Source organism: Mongoliitalea daihaiensis, from assembly GCF_021596945.1.
Lineage (GTDB): Bacteria > Bacteroidota > Bacteroidia > Cytophagales > Cyclobacteriaceae > Mongoliitalea > Mongoliitalea daihaiensis.
Map to the genome: position 1 here is coordinate 916,234 of NZ_CP063779.1, position 16,784 is coordinate 933,017.

14 protein-coding genes are annotated in these 16,784 nt (G+C 39.5%); 6 read left to right on the forward strand and 8 right to left on the reverse strand.

Annotated elements, in window-relative coordinates; genetic code table 11:
• Window positions 1–604: 604 nt before the first annotated feature.
• The 3 genes from IPZ59_RS03775 to IPZ59_RS03790 all read right to left on the reverse strand — a co-directional run bounded on the left by IPZ59_RS03775 (window position 605) and on the right by IPZ59_RS03790 (window position 4,203).
• Entirely contained in the window at window positions 605–1,423 is an 819-nt protein-coding gene (locus tag IPZ59_RS03775) for a KilA-N domain-containing protein (protein WP_236138550.1), read from the reverse strand.
• A 623-nt stretch (window positions 1,424–2,046) separates the two neighbouring features.
• Window positions 2,047–2,727, reverse strand: coding sequence for a VOC family protein (locus tag IPZ59_RS20295; protein ID WP_317208034.1), 681 nt, complete (start codon window positions 2,725–2,727; stop codon window positions 2,047–2,049).
• A gap of 207 nt (window positions 2,728–2,934) precedes the next feature.
• Window positions 2,935–4,203, reverse strand: coding sequence for a peptidoglycan DD-metalloendopeptidase family protein (locus IPZ59_RS03790; protein WP_236138551.1), 1,269 nt, complete (start codon window positions 4,201–4,203; stop codon window positions 2,935–2,937).
• 282 nt (window positions 4,204–4,485) lie between these two features.
• Here IPZ59_RS03790 and aspS point away from each other — a divergent pair, with 282 nt between their 5' ends.
• Both aspS and IPZ59_RS03800 read left to right on the forward strand, forming a co-directional pair.
• Window positions 4,486–6,240, forward strand: a complete 1,755-nt coding sequence (gene aspS / locus IPZ59_RS03795; protein ID WP_236138552.1) for an aspartate--tRNA ligase — start codon at window positions 4,486–4,488, stop codon at window positions 6,238–6,240.
• Between the two features lie 191 nt (window positions 6,241–6,431).
• On the forward strand, window positions 6,432–9,302 hold the full coding sequence (locus tag IPZ59_RS03800) for an outer membrane beta-barrel protein (protein ID WP_236138553.1): 2,871 nt from the start codon (window positions 6,432–6,434) through the stop codon (window positions 9,300–9,302).
• Window positions 9,303–9,377: 75 nt separating this feature from the next.
• Here the strand turns inward: IPZ59_RS03800 and IPZ59_RS03805 are convergent, their stop codons facing one another.
• Complete coding sequence (locus IPZ59_RS03805; protein ID WP_236138554.1) at window positions 9,378–9,944, reverse strand: fasciclin domain-containing protein; 567 nt, start codon at window positions 9,942–9,944, stop codon at window positions 9,378–9,380.
• Window positions 9,945–10,070: 126 nt separating this feature from the next.
• Between IPZ59_RS03805 and pheS the strand changes: the two genes are divergently transcribed.
• A complete protein-coding gene (gene pheS / locus IPZ59_RS03810; RefSeq protein WP_236138555.1) occupies window positions 10,071–11,099 on the forward strand; it encodes a phenylalanine--tRNA ligase subunit alpha in 1,029 nt (342 codons plus the stop codon).
• A 30-nt stretch (window positions 11,100–11,129) separates the two neighbouring features.
• Here pheS and IPZ59_RS03815 read toward each other — a convergent pair whose 3' ends face one another.
• Genes IPZ59_RS03815 through IPZ59_RS03830 form a run of 4 tightly spaced genes read right to left on the reverse strand, consistent with a single transcriptional unit; the run spans window position 11,130 to window position 13,282 of the window.
• Window positions 11,130–11,897, reverse strand: coding sequence for a phosphoglycerol geranylgeranyltransferase (locus tag IPZ59_RS03815; protein ID WP_236138556.1), 768 nt, complete (start codon window positions 11,895–11,897; stop codon window positions 11,130–11,132).
• A complete protein-coding gene (locus IPZ59_RS03820) occupies window positions 11,887–12,270 on the reverse strand; it encodes a hypothetical protein (RefSeq protein ID WP_236138557.1) in 384 nt (127 codons plus the stop codon). The genes IPZ59_RS03815 and IPZ59_RS03820 overlap by 11 nt, the downstream gene beginning before the upstream one ends.
• Entirely contained in the window at window positions 12,260–12,619 is a 360-nt protein-coding gene (locus IPZ59_RS03825; RefSeq protein WP_236138558.1) for a phage holin family protein, read from the reverse strand. The genes IPZ59_RS03820 and IPZ59_RS03825 overlap by 11 nt, the downstream gene beginning before the upstream one ends.
• A gap of 51 nt (window positions 12,620–12,670) precedes the next feature.
• Entirely contained in the window at window positions 12,671–13,282 is a 612-nt protein-coding gene (locus IPZ59_RS03830; protein ID WP_236138559.1) for a YkgJ family cysteine cluster protein, read from the reverse strand.
• A 156-nt stretch (window positions 13,283–13,438) separates the two neighbouring features.
• Between IPZ59_RS03830 and IPZ59_RS03835 the strand changes: the two genes are divergently transcribed.
• The 3 genes from IPZ59_RS03835 (at window position 13,439) to IPZ59_RS03845 (ending at window position 16,593) form a co-directional block, all read left to right on the forward strand.
• Window positions 13,439–13,834 (forward strand): hypothetical protein, encoded by a 396-nt coding sequence (locus tag IPZ59_RS03835; RefSeq protein ID WP_236138560.1) that lies wholly within the window; start codon window positions 13,439–13,441, stop codon window positions 13,832–13,834.
• 251 nt (window positions 13,835–14,085) lie between these two features.
• The gene (locus tag IPZ59_RS03840) at window positions 14,086–15,888 is read left to right on the forward strand and encodes a TrkH family potassium uptake protein (protein WP_236138561.1); all 1,803 of its coding nucleotides are present in this window, start codon (window positions 14,086–14,088) and stop codon (window positions 15,886–15,888) included.
• A 15-nt stretch (window positions 15,889–15,903) separates the two neighbouring features.
• Complete coding sequence (locus tag IPZ59_RS03845; protein WP_236138562.1) at window positions 15,904–16,593, forward strand: potassium channel family protein; 690 nt, start codon at window positions 15,904–15,906, stop codon at window positions 16,591–16,593.
• Window positions 16,594–16,784 lie beyond the last annotated feature (191 nt).

A 16,784-nucleotide genomic window follows, 5' to 3' on the forward strand; every position in this document is an offset into this window, starting at 1 on the left:
GTCCTAAAATGGCTGGTAACTTACTTATATGTCTGAAAAACCCATCCATATATACCCTACGGAAGCTAGCTAAGTCTGATTTTTCAGCCGTCTTTTCATTTCCCTAAACCTACTAAATACCCTCCAACGAAAAAATACCCTGATCAGGGTATTTATTTAGTTTTTTACATAGGTAAATGACTCATTCATTTATCCCATAACAACATACGCCATGTTTTGAAGATTGTCAGTAAGGCCATGCTGTTGTCAGGGTAGCAAATGATCTGTTTCAAACTATTACTAGTGATTGTTTTTTACTTCATGCTTCCCAGTGGTAGTACTACCCTAAAGCAATCCATAAATAATCAAAAAAAGTGGTCAAGATTATCGGATTCATTGGTTAAGATACTTCAGGGTATACCATCCACTCCATTCGTTTAATCCCCATAGCTAAACCAGCTCTGAACAGCGCTACACTTCGGTCAACGTGTCGCAGCTAGACGTCAGGCGTAGCTTACCCTTCTAATTGTCCCCTGAAAAGTTGCTCTTAAAAATATCCATCTTTTGTGCACCTACCCAACGCTTGCGACTAGATGCTGTTGGTGGTTCGATGTTATTTCCTTCCTTATTTTAGTTTTTTTATTGCGTTACTTTTAAGCAAAGATTTCATTTGGGCTATCGCTACTTTGTTTAGTTCGATAAGACGTTCTTCTTGCGTTAGTCTCTGTTGGATTAGTAAGGCGTTAATACTTTCCATATTGCTCAATACAACTAATTGTTCTAATGTCGCATAATCTCTTATATTACCTTTTTGCTCGGGATTGCTTTCCCTCCATTCTTTTGCTGTAATTCCAAACAGGGCAACATTCAATAAGTCAGCTTCATTGGCGTAAACAAAACTTGTCTGTTGTTTGGTGATTTCTTTTGGGATTAGGTTTTCTTTGATGGCGTCTGTATGAATATGGTAATTTACCTTGGCTAATGTCCTTTGTAAGTTCCATTCTAATTTCAGTCGGTTGTTTTCATCCTCTTTCAGACGTTGAAATTCATTGACCAAGTATATTTGAAACTCAGGACTTAGCCACATTGCGAAGTGGAACGCAATGTCTTTGTGTGCATAAGTTCCTCCGTAACGCCCAGCTTTTACGAGCATACCAACTGCATTTGTTCGTTCAATCCATTGTCCGACAGACATTATGAATCTATTCACTCCTGCTTCTTGGGTAATTACCCCGAATTCGGGGTAATTAAAATTTGGGTTGTTAATCTTTTCCCAAACACCAATATATTCCAATGTATTTTTGTTCGTAATCCACTTGCCAATTAAGCCACTTCCTTCACGAAAAGAAGCTGTCATATCGGTCAAACTGATATAGTCAGTTTCATTTTGATTAATTACCGTTATCGGTGATTCATTTACATTTAGTTTTCTATTTTTTACCATTATTTATTTCACTAATCGTCAAAGTTACAAAAAGAAATTATGGTTAGAATGAGTTGTTCTTGTTTGGTTTTTATTCGTCTTCGTCTTAGCTGTCATGTCACTTTACAATGACCGCCAACTTACTTATCCGCCTAGAAAAACCCACCCATATACACCCTACGGAAAATCGTGAATTCTAATTTTTTCAGCCGTATTTTCAAATCCCTAAACCTACTCAATACCCTCCAACGAAAAAATACCCTGATCAGGGTATTTATTTAGTTTTTTACATAGGTAAATGACTCATTCCTTTATCCCATAACAACATACGCCATGTTTTGAAGATTGTCAGTAAGGCCATGCTGTTGTCCCGGTGACGAATGATCTGTTTTACTTATGAATAGTGATCGTATTTTACTCCGTGCTTTCCGATGGAAGTTCTACCCTAAAGCAACCCATAATTGATCAAAATAGAGTGGTCAAGATCATCGGATTGATTGGTTAAGATGCTTCGGGGTACACACTGCAATCACTGAAAAATAGAAACCAACTTTGATACAAGGGATAGATTCGCCAGAAAATAAAAGTCCTTCAAGCCAAATCCAGCCCCTACTAGTGTTTAGGTGATGTAGTTGCTGCGTAGTTTATTCAATATCATTTGTAATGTAACCATTTTCAAGTTCTACCAAGTCAAGTTTCATGAATTCTTGAAGATGCTTTGAGTTTAAATGGTCATGGAATGCTTTTTCATTTTCAAAACATTCCCAAAGAATTATTTTTGTCGGGTCATTTTTCAATTGTTTAATGTCAAATGAAATGTTACCGGTTTCCAAAAGTGTCTGTTTTCTCAAATTTTTGAGTTGAGCAATAGCAAAATCAATATTTGCTACGTCTTTTATTTTTAAAACTCCTGTGGAGTAAAAATTTTGCTTTGGTTTTTTTGGTTCTATTAAGTCCCAAAGATTACCATATAAATCCTCAAAAACGGCTACTGTCCCATAGTCTTCAAAACTTGGTTCTCTAACAATCTTTATTTTTTTGTCTATCAGGTTTTGATAGTCTCTTTTGAAATTGTCAGTATTCAAAAAAAGAAAAACTCGTCCACCTGTTTGGTTTCCAATTCTGCTTTTTTGCTCTTCATTTACTCCTTTGGCTAATAATAAAGAACATTCTTTTGCACCTTTCGGTCTAACCAAAACCCAACGTTTTGACTCCGATAGCATAGTGTCTTCGATTAAGTCAAAATGTAATTTTTGTGTATAAAATTCTATTGCCTTGTCATAGTCGTCCACAACAATTGCGATATGTGTCAAGTTTTGCTTCATTTTTCTATATTGTTGTCGTCCGATAAGTGCAATTCTCTAAAAAATAACTTATTATTAAATTCTGCTGGGATCCCCATGGTATTTAAAGGTAAAACTAAATCCATTCATTCTCTGCATCTCCGCTCCTAAGCACAAAAAAATCCCCTGAGGCTTTTCAAACCTCGAGGGATCTCTTATAACTCTCTAACCAAGAAACCGATAATTCAATCAATTATCCGCTAATAATTTCTCTTCTGACTGAATTGGGATCGCGGCTAAAACTCCTAATTTCTCTGCTTTGACCAACTCGAAAGCTGCCCTGTTTGCCGGGGAAATCGGCTCTGTAGGTGGGATTTTTTCCTTTAACCAATCCACTTGCTTCCCATTTTTCCAGAATCTGAAACACAAATGCGGACCGGTAGCCAAACCTGTGCTCCCAACATAACCAATTACCTGCCCTTGCTTCACGCGCATGCCAGGTTTCATTCCCGAGGCAATTTTGGACATGTGTAGGTATTGAGTCGTGTAGGTTTCATTATGCTTGATTTTAACATAATTCCCATTAGCACTCGTAAAGCGTGCCTCTACCACTGTGCCATCTCCTACTGTTCTTATCTCTGTCCCTGTAGGGGCAGCATAATCGGTCCCTAGATGGGGCTTATAGCGCTTTTGAACCGGATGAAATCGATTCAAATTATATCGTGATGAAATGCGGGTATATTTTAAGGGATCTCTTAAAAATGCCTTTTTAAAACTATTCCCCTCCTGATCAAAAAAGGAAACTTGTCCATTTTGCTCAAACGGGATAGCAAATAACTCCTCCCCTTTATGCTTAAAATAGGCAAGTTCAATCTCACCATTGCCTACGACTGTCTCATCCACTATTTTTTCTTGAAAAACCACCTTAAACTCATCTCCTTTTTGCAGGGAACCAAAATCAATGGACCATCCAAATAAATCGGCAAATTGATCCACTACATCGTAACTGATCCCTAATCCTGTCATGTTGGAGGATAAATTGGATGTGATCTCTCCACCCAACTCAACCGGGCGGTAACTAACAGGTCTTTCTTCTTTGTAAATCTCTATGTCTTCAAAATTGATGACCACATACTCCAAGGGGTTGGGCTCATAGATAAAAAATTGTGCCTGAGAGGAGTCTTTCGCTGTTAAAACTGTGAATTTTTTGTTGTAGGCAATTTTTCGAACATCAAAAATCTCTTTGGACTTTTTGGCTATTTCATCGATGATTTGAAAAGGTATATTGAAGGGGGCCAAAATTGATGAAAGGGTCTGGTTTTTCCCCACTACACCTTCAATTACATCTAAATCCTTGGCATTGATTCCGTAAAGTAATACTTCTTCCTCTTCCTCTTCTTCGTAGACTTCCAGTTCAGGTTCTTCAGGGATAGTATCAGAATACACTTGATTGTATAAGTAATAACCGGCACCTAAACATAGCACCAAAATCCCTGTGCTGATCCATTTTTTATTCATGTGTAGTATTGTTGGCTGCGGATGATATTCAAATAAATTTAAATTCCGTTCAAATAACAAGTTTTTCAAGGTTTTTATACCCAAATATTCTAACGAAGGTTACAAATCAGAAATTGCCCCGGACATCTCTTGAAATAATTAGAGGATAAATGGATTTTGAAAAAAATCAATTGTTCGGAATATTGCTTACAAAAACTTCCATGTTTCGGTCATAATTATTCATTTCTGTCGTATACTTGGTGACTTTGCTTATCTTTGTCGACTTAAAAAAAAGAATAACAAATGCTACGAACACATACCTGCGGAGAATTGAGAATTGATCACGTAAACCAAGAGGTGACTCTTGCCGGATGGGTACAGCGTGTACGCAACAAAGGAGGTTTGATTTGGGTGGATTTGAGAGATCGCTACGGAGTGACCCAATTAATTTTTGAAGAAGGGTCTACGGATAAAGCTTTATTGGAAAAAGCTGCTTCATTAGGAAGAGAGTTTGTGATTACAGCCACAGGTATCGTCATAGAGCGATCCTCAAAAAATGATAAAATACCAACGGGAGCTATTGAAGTAAAGGCTGCCAATTTGGAGGTGCTAAACCCTGCTAAAGTTCCTCCATTTATCATTGAAGATGATACGGATGGAGGAGATGAACTTCGAATGAAATATCGCTACTTGGACCTTCGCAGGAATGTGGTGAGGGAAAAATTGCAGCTGCGCCACCGCATGATGCAGGAAACCAGAAAGTACATGGATGCTGCAGACTTTATAGAAGTAGAAACCCCAGTATTGATCAAATCTACTCCAGAAGGTGCCCGTGACTTCGTAGTTCCAAGCAGGGTGAATCCTGGGGAGTTTTATGCATTGCCGCAATCCCCACAAACCTTCAAGCAATTACTCATGGTCAGTGGCTTTGACAGGTATTTTCAAATTGTCAAATGTTTTCGGGATGAGGATTTGAGAGCAGATCGTCAGCCTGAATTCACACAGATAGACTGCGAAATGTCCTTTGTATCCCAAGAGGATATCTTGCATACGTTTGAAGGCTTGACCAAGCATTTATTTAGAGAAGTCAAAGGCATTGAACTAGAAGAGGTCAAGCGCATGACCTATGAAGACGCGATGAAATTTTACGGCAATGACAAGCCAGATTTGAGGTTTGACATGAAGTTTGTGGAATTAACAAATGTTGCACAAGGGAAAGGATTTTCGATTTTTGATGCTGCTGAATTAGTTGTAGGTATCTGTGCCAAAGGTGCCAGTGAATACACGCGCAAGCAGATCGACGAAATCACAGAATGGGTAAAGCGACCTCAAATCGGTGCAAAAGGCTTGGTCTATGTCAAATGCAATGCAGACGGTAGCTTTAAATCTTCAGTAGATAAATTTTACAGTCAAGAAGATCTAAAAGCTTGGGCACAACTCGCAGGTGCCGAAGCTGGAGACTTATTGCTGGTATTATCCGGAGAAGCCAAGGCAACACGCAAGCAACTTTCGGAATTACGCTTAAAAATGGGCGAAGACCTTGGTTTACGAGACAGAAACGTGTTCAAGCCACTTTGGGTGGTGGACTTTCCATTGTTGGAATGGGATGAGGATACTCAACGCTATCATGCCATGCACCATCCTTTCACCTCTCCTAAAAAAGAAGATATTCCGTTGTTGGAAACAGATCCAGGATCGGTACGTGCAAATGCTTATGATTTGGTCATCAACGGTGTTGAAATCGGTGGTGGATCCATCCGTATTCATGACCGCACTACCCAACAATTGATGTTTAGGCATTTAGGATTTTCGGTAGAAGAAGCACAAAAACAATTTGGATTCCTAATGGAAGCTTTTGAATACGGGGCTCCTCCACACGGTGGAATTGCGTTTGGCTTTGACCGCTTGTGTGCTATTTTTGGAGGCTCAGATTCGATCCGAGATTACATAGCCTTCCCTAAAAACAATTCCGGAAGAGATGTGATGATTGATTCCCCAAGCACAATTGCTGAGGATCAATTAAAAGAACTGTCTATTCAGGTTTCCATCCACAAATAATTTACTTTTCTCCACACCTGGTTTTTGCACTCAGTTTTCTGGAATGCAAAAACCAGGTTTTTTTTTACCTGTCCTTAACCTCCATTTTATCCATTTAACATCTTTTTTTTCCATTCAAAACTTAGGTGAATAGCAATTTAAACTATTCATTCATTTCGCAGTCTAAATCGTAGTTCAATTAATTCTACCAAATGAAAATTTCTACCACTATTAAATTTTTGTTCGTGTTTTTGTTCATCTATTCTTTTGATGTTCAAGCACAAAGACCTGGAGGCGGTCAAGTCCCGATATTAAAAGGGAAGGTCATCGAAGGAGCCACAAAAGAAGGAATGATCGGGGCAAACGTCCTTATTAAAACGGTTACAGATTCTTTACTTACATCCACAGTCACAGGAGTAGATGGGTCTTTTGAGATCGAGCGCCCAAGAATCCCCTCTGTAAAGATTGAAATCACCTTCCTCGGCTATCAAAAAATCACTAAAATCCACGAAAGAGGTCAAGCCTTGGATTTGGGCACCCTTTCCCTCGTAGAAGACTCCAAGCTTTTGGGAGAAGTCGTCATTCAAGGCCAAATCCCTGTAGGAGAAGTAAAAGGAGATACCACCTCTTTTAATGCAAATGCTTTCAAGACCAGAGAAAATGCCGATGCAGAAGATCTTATCCGTAAAATACCGGGTGTAACCATCCAAAATGGTGAAATCCAAGCAAAAGGAGAGCGTGTAGAGAAAGTTATTGTAGATGGGAGAGAGTTTTTTGGCTCAGATCCATTTTTAGCATTAAGAAACCTGCCTGCCGATGTAATCGACCGAGTAGAAATCTTAGATCAACGTTCAGATCAGTCCAGATTGACCGGATTTGACGATGGTAATTTCTCTAGGACAATCAACATTGTAACCAGACCTGACCGAAGAAATGGTCAGTTTGGACGCGTCTACGCGGGTTACGGAACCAACGGCAGATATTCAGCTGGAGGAAATTTCAATATGTTTAAAGGAACCAAACGTGTTTCCATCATTGGTTTATTCAATAATATCAATCAACAAAACTTCTCTTCCCAAGATTTGGTAGGTGTTGGTGGCGGAGGTGGTGGTCGCCCAGGTGGTGGCGGCGGTCGTCCGGGCGGTGGAGGAAATTCTAATTTCCTTATTGGACAGGATCAGGGTATCATTACGACCAATAGTTTGGGATTAAACTACTCTGATAAGTTTGGCGAAAAGATGAATTTTTCAGGCAGTTATTTCTTTAACTCTACCAACAACAATTTATTTAGACTTACCAATAGAGAAATTGTCCTTTCTGAAACCAATAGACAGTTTTATGAAGAAAGTTTACTGAATACCATTCGTAATAATAACCACCGAATCAATGCTCGAATCGAATATGATATCGATCCAAAAAATGCATTGATCATCACTCCTTCAATCAATTTCCAGAATAATTCCACTTTCAATGATCGGGATGCCATCAACTTATCGGGGGTTTTAAATCCCTTGAGTGCTACTAGATCCCTGTCAGATGCTACAACAGAAGGTTACAATATTTCAAATAACTTGGTCTACAGGTATAAGTTTGAGAAAAAAGGAAGAACACTTTCGACAACTGTCTTCACATCATGGAATCAGCGGGATCAATTTTCCGAGCTGATTGCAGCCAACAGAGACTTTATCCGAAACATTAGTGATACCTTAAATCAAGAGACCATTGGACTTTCAGATGGATTCAACTACCGAGCAACTATACAGTTTACGGAAGCCCTGAGCGAAAAATCATTATTGACAGCTTCCTATCAGGTAGGCAATAACAAAACATCAGCAGATCAGCAGACTTTTGCCCTGTTACCAGAATTAGGTATCATGGTACTTGACACAGCCTTGAGCAACGTCTTTGAGAATAGATTTATCATTCAGCGCCCAAGTGTTGGCTATAGCTACAACTATAAGAAATGGAATGTGAATGCTAACTTGGACTATCAGTATGCCATCCAAGACAATGAGGCATTGTTTCCAGTAGATCGTGTCTTCAATCAAACATTCAGCAATTTCTTGCCAGGGATGAATGTGTCTTACAGAAACATGCAATCTGGGCTGTCCTTTAGAATGCGATATAGAACAAATACACAGGAGCCTTCGGTCAATCAGCTACAAAACGTTATCAACAACCAAAATCAGCTACAGCTTTCGATAGGTAATCCGGATTTGGGTCAAGCGTTTAGCCATAACATCTTCACCAATATTTCAAAAATCAACCTGGAGAAATCAAGAACCTTCTTCACATTTGCTTTCCTTTCCTTCACAGAAAACTTTATAGGGAATACTACCTTTATCGCCCAAACAGACACCTTGATCAACGGAGATGTATTATTGAGGCCAGGAACCCAGTTGACTAGACCTGAAAACCTTTCCGGACAATTCAGATCTAGAATATTTATGACCTATGGTGCCCCTATCAAAGGAATCAAAACCCAGTTTAATACCAATACCAGTGTATCCTACAACAGAACGCCCGGTATTATCAACGGTCAGAAAAACTTCAACGACAATATTGATTTGGGACAAGGAGTTACATTTACAAGTAACATCTCCAAGGATGTAGACTTTACATTGCAGACCACGGGTACTTACACAATTGTAAACAGCAGCTTACAACAGAATTTGAACAATAATTTCTACGTTCAAAGTTCTAATATTCGCTTCTATTATTCTCCAAATGGTGGAAAGTTATTTATTTCCAATACCGCTCAAAACAATTTATTTAGAGGTTTATCAGCAGACTTGGATCAATCTGTTTGGTTATGGAACATTGAGGCTGGTATGCGATTTGCAAAAAATAACAAGGCAGAATTGAAAGTCACCATATTTGACTTATTGAACCAAAACAATGCCATTGCTAGAAATGTAACCGATGTAGCTATTGAAGATACGTTTACTCGAGTATTAAATAGATTCGCATTGCTGACCTTTTCATACAATATCGGCAACTTTAGACCACAGGAGCCAGCGCAAGGTGGACCGGGTGGGATGATGCGTGGCGGATCTTGGGGCGGAGGAAGCAGAACTTGGTAAGCACTACAACCCATTTGGTAACAAACAAAAAAAGAGGCAGTTGCCTCTTTTTTTGTTTTGTACTCTTGTTGAGAATCAACCTTTTGGCAAAACAACAGTATCAATTACGTGAATAACACCATTGGATTGGAATACATCTGCAATCGTAACTTTAGCTTTTCCTCCATTTTCATCTGAAATGTAGAGTATCTTTCCTTCCATCCAAGCAGTCAATTTTCCACCCTGTACCGTAGTCAACGTAGCTTTGCCATTCCCTTTTTTGATAGCCTCTGAAATCTCTTTCGCTCCCATTTTTCCCGCTACAACATGATAGGTCAAAATACCCGTTAAGGTTCCCTTATTCTCTGGCTTTACCAAAGTCTCAACTGTACCTGCGGGCAATTTTTCGAAAGCAGCATTGGTTGGAGCAAATACTGTGAATGGACCCGAAGACTGCAAGGTCTCCACTAAACCTGCCGCCTGAACAGCCGCTACTAAGGTTGTGTGATCTTTCGAGTTCACTGCATTTGCTACAATGTTTTTGGATGGATACATAGGAGCACCACCGACCTCTACTGTTTTTTCTTTTTGACCGAAAGCTAGACCTGCTGTTAGCAAGCAAAATGTAAATAATGCGGATTTTACAAATGTGATTGTTTTCATGAGTTTTTAAATTTTATTGTTTGGAAGCATGTACGAGTTCCAGATCAATACTGGATTTAGCAGCTTATAAAAAATGTTTTTCCAAGCAATTATTTTAGATTTGTGCTTTCTAATTAAGAACCATCCATGATTCAGGAGAAAATAGAGAAAATTAAGGAAGCCATTCAGGAAGCAAAAGCAGCAAATCAAGAGCAGCTGGAAGCTTACCGAATGCAGTTTATAAGTAAGAAAAGTGTTGTCGGCGAACTCTTTGCAGAAATGCGCACTATACCAAATGAACAAAAAAAAGCATTTGGCCAGGTTGTGAACGAAGTAAAAGAACTAGCTGAATCCAAGTTTAAAGAACTTATCGAGCATGTCTCGGCCTCTACTAAGCAATCCAAATCTACTGAATTAGACCTCACACTTCCTCCTTCTAATCTTTCAGCTGGCGGTATTCACCCCTTGACTGCTACCCGACAGCGTATCATTGAGATTTTTGAGCGTATCGGATTTAACTTATCTGAAGGTCCTGAGATCGAAGATGATTGGCATAACTTTACAGCATTAAACTTTCCTGAAAACCACCCTGCTCGAGAAATGCAGGACACTTTTTTCTTAGAAAAAAATCCAGACATTGCTTTACGAACACATACTTCTTCGGTGCAAGTCCGAGTCATGGAAAATCAGAAACCACCAATCCGTACACTTTCTCCGGGGAGAGTTTACAGGAATGAAGCTATTTCTGCAAGGGCTCATTGCATTTTCCATCAGGTAGAGGGCTTGTATGTAGATAAAAATGTAGGATTTGCCGATTTGAAAAACACCTTATACCACTTTGCCAAGGAAATGTTTGGGAAGGAAACAAAGGTAAGATTTAGACCTTCGTATTTCCCATTCACAGAACCAAGCGCTGAGATTGATATCAGCTGTCAGCTTTGCGGAGGAAAAGGCTGCAATGTCTGTAAAGGTACGGGATGGGTTGAAATCGGGGGTTCAGGAATGGTAGACCCCAATGTCTTGGAAAACTGTGGGATAGACTCCAAAGAATATACAGGTTTTGCCTTTGGAATGGGCATAGAGCGTATCGCCATGCTGAAGTATCAAATCAAAGATTTACGCTTATTCACTGAAAACGATGTGCGGTTTTTACAACAATTCCGCTCGCTAGTATAACCACAAAAGCTCTCCTCTGGGGAGCTTTTTTTAATTGGATGTGACACGAATAGTGGTCAAAAAGTCTCCAATCTCCCGCAGGAACTTGGGGTTTTTGGCCGCAGCATTGCCTACTACAACTATATCTGCTCCTGCTTGATATGCGGCCTTTACAGCATTTAAATCTCGTAGTCCTCCACCTACAAACAAGGGGGCTTGGATATGTCTCTTAAATGATTTGATCAACTGAGCTGGCACTGCTTGACTGGCGCCACTCCCTGCTTCCAAATAAAAGTATTGTAGACCTAAGTACTTTCCAGCCAATGCCGTAGCCACCATCAATTCGGGCTTATCGGAAGGAAGAGGCAAGGTCTGAGAAATATATTGTATGCTGCTGTGATTGCCTCCATCCACCAGCATATAGCCTGTAGGAAGGACTTCCATTGTTGTTTTTGCCAATAAAGGAGCCACGGTCACGTGTTGCCCTATCAGCAAGTCAGGATTCCTGCCTGATATCAACGAAAGGAATAAAATACCATCAGCTAACTCTGAAAATTGAATGGCATTTCCCGGAAAAATTAGTACCGGTATGTTCGGAAGGGCTGATTTGATGCACCGAATGATATCATCGAGATTTTTTTGCTGCACCAAACTCCCTCCAACCAAAATAAAGTCGATAGGAGTATCAGACATGCTCAAAAGTAGCTCTTGAAAAGAGGGTATATCTACTATATCATCTGGATCAATCAACCAAGCAAGAGCCTTATTCCCGGTGAGAACAAATGATTGGAAGGTTTGTGCAATGGAATTAGGATTCATCTTCGGTTGGGGCCACAGTCTCTTGTTCATTCAATCGCTTTATCAGCAACTCTTTCCCATAGTTCATAGCGAGTGGCAGCAAAGCCATACCAATTCTTCCCAAAAGTCCCGGTTGATTTTTTTGAGTCAGCCTATGTTGCAATTCCTCATCAAGTAACCCTTCCTTTTCTAACACCTCCAGGACTTTCTCCGTCTTCTTTTTCTTTTTCGAGCCAAGTATTTTGAATGTAGCTGCAGCAATCAATGCAGAACCAAGCACTACAGCACCCATTTTGAGGTAATCTCCTGATTCATTTTTGGCAATGGAGAGTTGCATTTTAAGTGTCTGCTCCAATTCCTCTGCTTTTTTTTGAAGCTCTTGATTAGTCATCATTTCTTGGGGTTTTGTCCGCTCCAAAGATAAATGCCTTCAAAAAGGTCTTCAACGATCTCCCGAAAGACCTAGAATCTCTCGCTAAGAAGAAAATCAGGAATACAATCAAATACAAAATGGCTACCAATAAAAATCCTTTGTACGATGAATACATCAAATCACTCAAATAAAATGCGAGCGATAAACTCATAAATAAAAGAATCATTACCGAAAAAACGCCCATCAAAACGAGTAAAAAAACTCTGGTAAGAATCATTGAAATCTGCTCGGAGATTTCGCTCTTGACCATATTTATACGAACCTCGATGAGTTGCTTGATTGTCTGTACAATCTCTGAAATATTAAACATGCGATTAGACGTTGTTGAAAGTTGAATACAATATACAGCAAAAATCGTGCATCAAAAACAGTCTGTGGCTTCAGGTTCCTGATTTTCGGTGTAAAACTGATAAGTCAACACGTGCTCTATCGCCTTTCGGATAGCTTGATTTATGGGAAATTGATCCGCCGTAAGTCCTTGATCAATCGTAAAAAGTTGAGCATAATAACCACTACTCGACGGAATTTCCAATCCCTGATTGACTGCTTGGGCTGTCAACTCAAAGGCGGATTGCTTTTCGGTTTTTATCTTTTTACAGGTGATAATTTCTTTTTGTCCATGCTTGTTGGTCCGGTGAGATGAACTGAACAAGCGACAAATCATCCCCCGATTGTGATAATCTGAACAAAACCCCATGGCACCATCTTCTGAAAGGCTTTTATAAACTATGCACCAGTCATCTTCTGTCTTGCTATCCAATAAGTCAAGCGCTGCTTCTGCCTTTCCCTTGTCATACAAATCAAACGCTAAGGGTATAAATTCCATCACCGTAGCACTTACTTTGGGATTGGAGCAACACTTCCCACAGCCACTGATACAGGTCAGTTGGCTTACATCCATAAAGGCCTTCACTTCCTGATCCAACTGATCAAAGACCCTCCTCACTTCTGTTGATTTTTCCCGTAAGTTCATAGCGTTCAAATAAAAGTTTGCGAAGGTACAGAGACTTTATAACATCTACAATAGCCTAAAACCAGCTTACGTATAAAACGCTAGGAAGTTAATTTTCAGAAAATTAAATAAATTTGTATACATTTATTATCATCCACACAGTTCCGTCACTTGCACATGAAAAACATAGGCATCTTCCTTCTATTCTTTCTCCTGATGAGCGCTTGTGCACAGGTGTCTGAAGAGCCTATATTAGAAGAAGAGGTTCCTGAAATCATCACCGAAAGACCTCGCATTTGCTCTGATGAATGGGAAGTAGTTTCTGGAGATTTTGATCTTTTCCGTACTTGGACATTTATTGGCTTTGAGCATACTTCCAGAAAGGAGTTTAGTCAACTTACTTGTATGGCGAAGATAGCTGACTTTGCTCTGAATGGTGAAACTTTTGAAGGTATGAGTCCAATCGATCTGACCTTTATTAGTGATAAAGCATGTCAGATAAATGCTTTTGACATTCCTTGGGTTGCAAATACCATTGGATTCACCCTTTCTGGTTGTCTAACTGAAACCTAAGGTGGAATAGTTGTATGGGAGGACAGTAACCGACGCACACATTTAGAAAACCCCGCCCGAAACACCTTGCCGGTATTGGAGTTTGATGCACAATTTATTAGAGGAATTACGGGGGCAACTGTCTACAGAATTACCGCAAACCGACTCTATCTTTACGGTGGACTTGAAAATATGGTGATGGTTTTTGGAACCTCAAACTAATATACAAAGTTTTATGCTATCTTTCCGCTGTATAAAACAGCTAACAAAAGTTGCGACTCATTTCTGATAGCCCCGATAGTAAAGTTCTGTTAAAAAAGAAACTCTTTTCATTCAATGCCCAATTATTGCGGATATTGAGTTTTGCTGCTTTTTCCTTGTTGGTATATGACTTGGGCTTTGAAAAAGAAATCCAAACTGGCTTTTTGGGAATCTTATACAATATTTTTTTATTATCTATCTCATGTAGCTTTACACTGAGGCTATTCTCCAAAACAGAACGATACAGTACTGCTCGGTACTTGGTAGAGATATTCATTATTCTGTTCTTACTACTCGTCTCATTAGCCAACTTTGGATTAATTCAATTTGACAATACGATCATCATCGGTAACCTCCCCATTAAATCTATATTGGTGAATTTACTGATTTTTATCCTTTTCCTGATTGAACTTAGTAAGCTTACATTATCAGTAAACCAATTAAAAATTCACCCTGCCTTAGTCTTCATTTTGAGTTTCTTAGTGGTAATTATCATAGGAACAGGCATGCTGCTATTACCAAATGCAACGAAAGAAGGCATCAGCATAATTGACGCGCTATTTACCTCAACCTCGGCGGTGTGTGTGACTGGATTGATAGTCTTGGACACCTCATCAGATTTTACATTTCTAGGGCAATTCATTATTATGATCCTCTTTCAAGTTGGTGGCTTAGGAATGATGACCTTCACTTCATTTTTTGGCTTTTTCTTTAAAGGTTCCTATTCATTACAAAATCAACTCTTTTTAAAAGATTACATCAACGAAGATAATATTGGCGCTATCAACTCTACTTTAGTAAAAATAATTTTGTTTACCCTAATTACTGAAGGGGTAGCTGCCTTATTGATCGTTAAAATCATCGATCAAGATCTTTTTGACAGCATGGGTGACCAAGCCTTTTTTGCTATTTTTCATGCCATTTCAGGATTTTGCAATGCGGGCTTCTCCATTCTTGGAGATGGACTATACGAGGTAGGTTTCAGAGAAGAGTACACCGTTCATTTGATTATTGCTTTCACGATTATTTTGGGAGGGATCGGGTTTCCCGTAGTCCTTGGATATTTCAATTACCTTCAACATGTCGTCGTTGATACGACCAAGATGATTACAAAAGATAAAGCCTATGAACATGCCCCTCGGGTGGTGAATGTCAATATACGCTTGATTGTTTACACCACAGGAATATTGCTTTTGCTAGGCTTTGTGACCTATTGGATTTTTGAATCCGAGCATACGCTAGCAGGCCTCTCAGGCTATGGCAAATTTGTAACTGCTTTTTTTGGGAGCGTAACTCCCCGAACAGCCGGATTCAATACCGTAGATATGTCTGCATTGGCTATGCCTACTATTTTGATTTACCTTTTACTCATGTGGATTGGTGCATCACCTGGATCCACAGGGGGTGGATTGAAGACTAGTACCATCGCAGTTGCTGTATTAAATGTGGTCAGCATTGCCAAGGGAAAAGACCGGGTGGAGATATTTAAAAGACAGCTATCCGCTGAAACATTGAGAAAAGCTTTTGCCGTGATTTTACTTTCTTTTTTAGTGATTGGACTTGGAGTATTTTTTGTAGTGTTATTTGATCCACAACTGCCATTGGTCAGTGTTGCCTTTGAAATTTTCTCTGCCTTTTCTACCGTGGGACTAAGCCTAGGCATCACTGGAGACTTATCTACAGGAAGTAAAATTGTCGTGACCATCATCATGTTTCTAGGAAGGGTTGGCACCTTAACTGTTCTGGTTGCCTTTGTGCGAAAAGCAAGAACATTACGATATAAGTATCCAGAAGAAGGCGTATTCATTACTTAAAAACAGAAGCAAATTATGAAGTACATCGTTGTAGGATTAGGGAATTTTGGTGGGCACTTGGCTGCAAGATTAACCAGTTATGGACACGAAGTGATTGGGATAGATGCCAGTGAAGATAAAGTTGAGGCTGTCAAAGACAAAATCACACATGCGATCGCCATGGATGCAACCGACATCCACGCAGTTAAGAATCTTCCCTGCAAAGAAGCAGATGCTGTTATCATTGCAATTGGGGAGGATTTTGGGGCATCCATCATGGTAACTGCACTTTTCAAGCAACTACAGATCAAGCGATTGATTTCCCGCTCCATTAATAAAGTGCATGAAACGGTCATACAGGCTATCGGGGTAGATGAAATCCTGCATCCGGAAGAAGACTCTGCCGAGCGAATGGCTAAAAGTCTCCAAATGAAAGGAGTCATTGACTCTTTAGATGTATCGGACAACTACAATATCATCGAAGTAAAAGCCCCTCAACGGTATGTAGGCCTCACGATTGCAGAGACAAAAATCAGGCAGGATTATAACATTAACATTTTGACCCTCATCAAGATGGAAGAAAAACCCAATATTTTTGGGGTAAAATCAAAAAGCAAGAAAGTAACCGGGGTGGTAACAGCCGATACCAAAATTGAGGCAGGGGATATTCTGCTATTGTTTGGTCACATCAAGGATATCCAGGAGATATTGAGTTTGGAGGATTGATTCTTGGTTTTACGGTAGCTAACTTTTTTCAAGAAACCCTAAACTTGTTTTTAGGTAACAAGCTACATAAACATACTTTCGCCTTCCGTGAAGTGTATATAATCGAGTCTTTTTGAGTAATTGAATGAAAATCACACTATAGGAAGAATTGACATGCACAAGGGATTAATTCACATGTGTGCAGAGTCAAT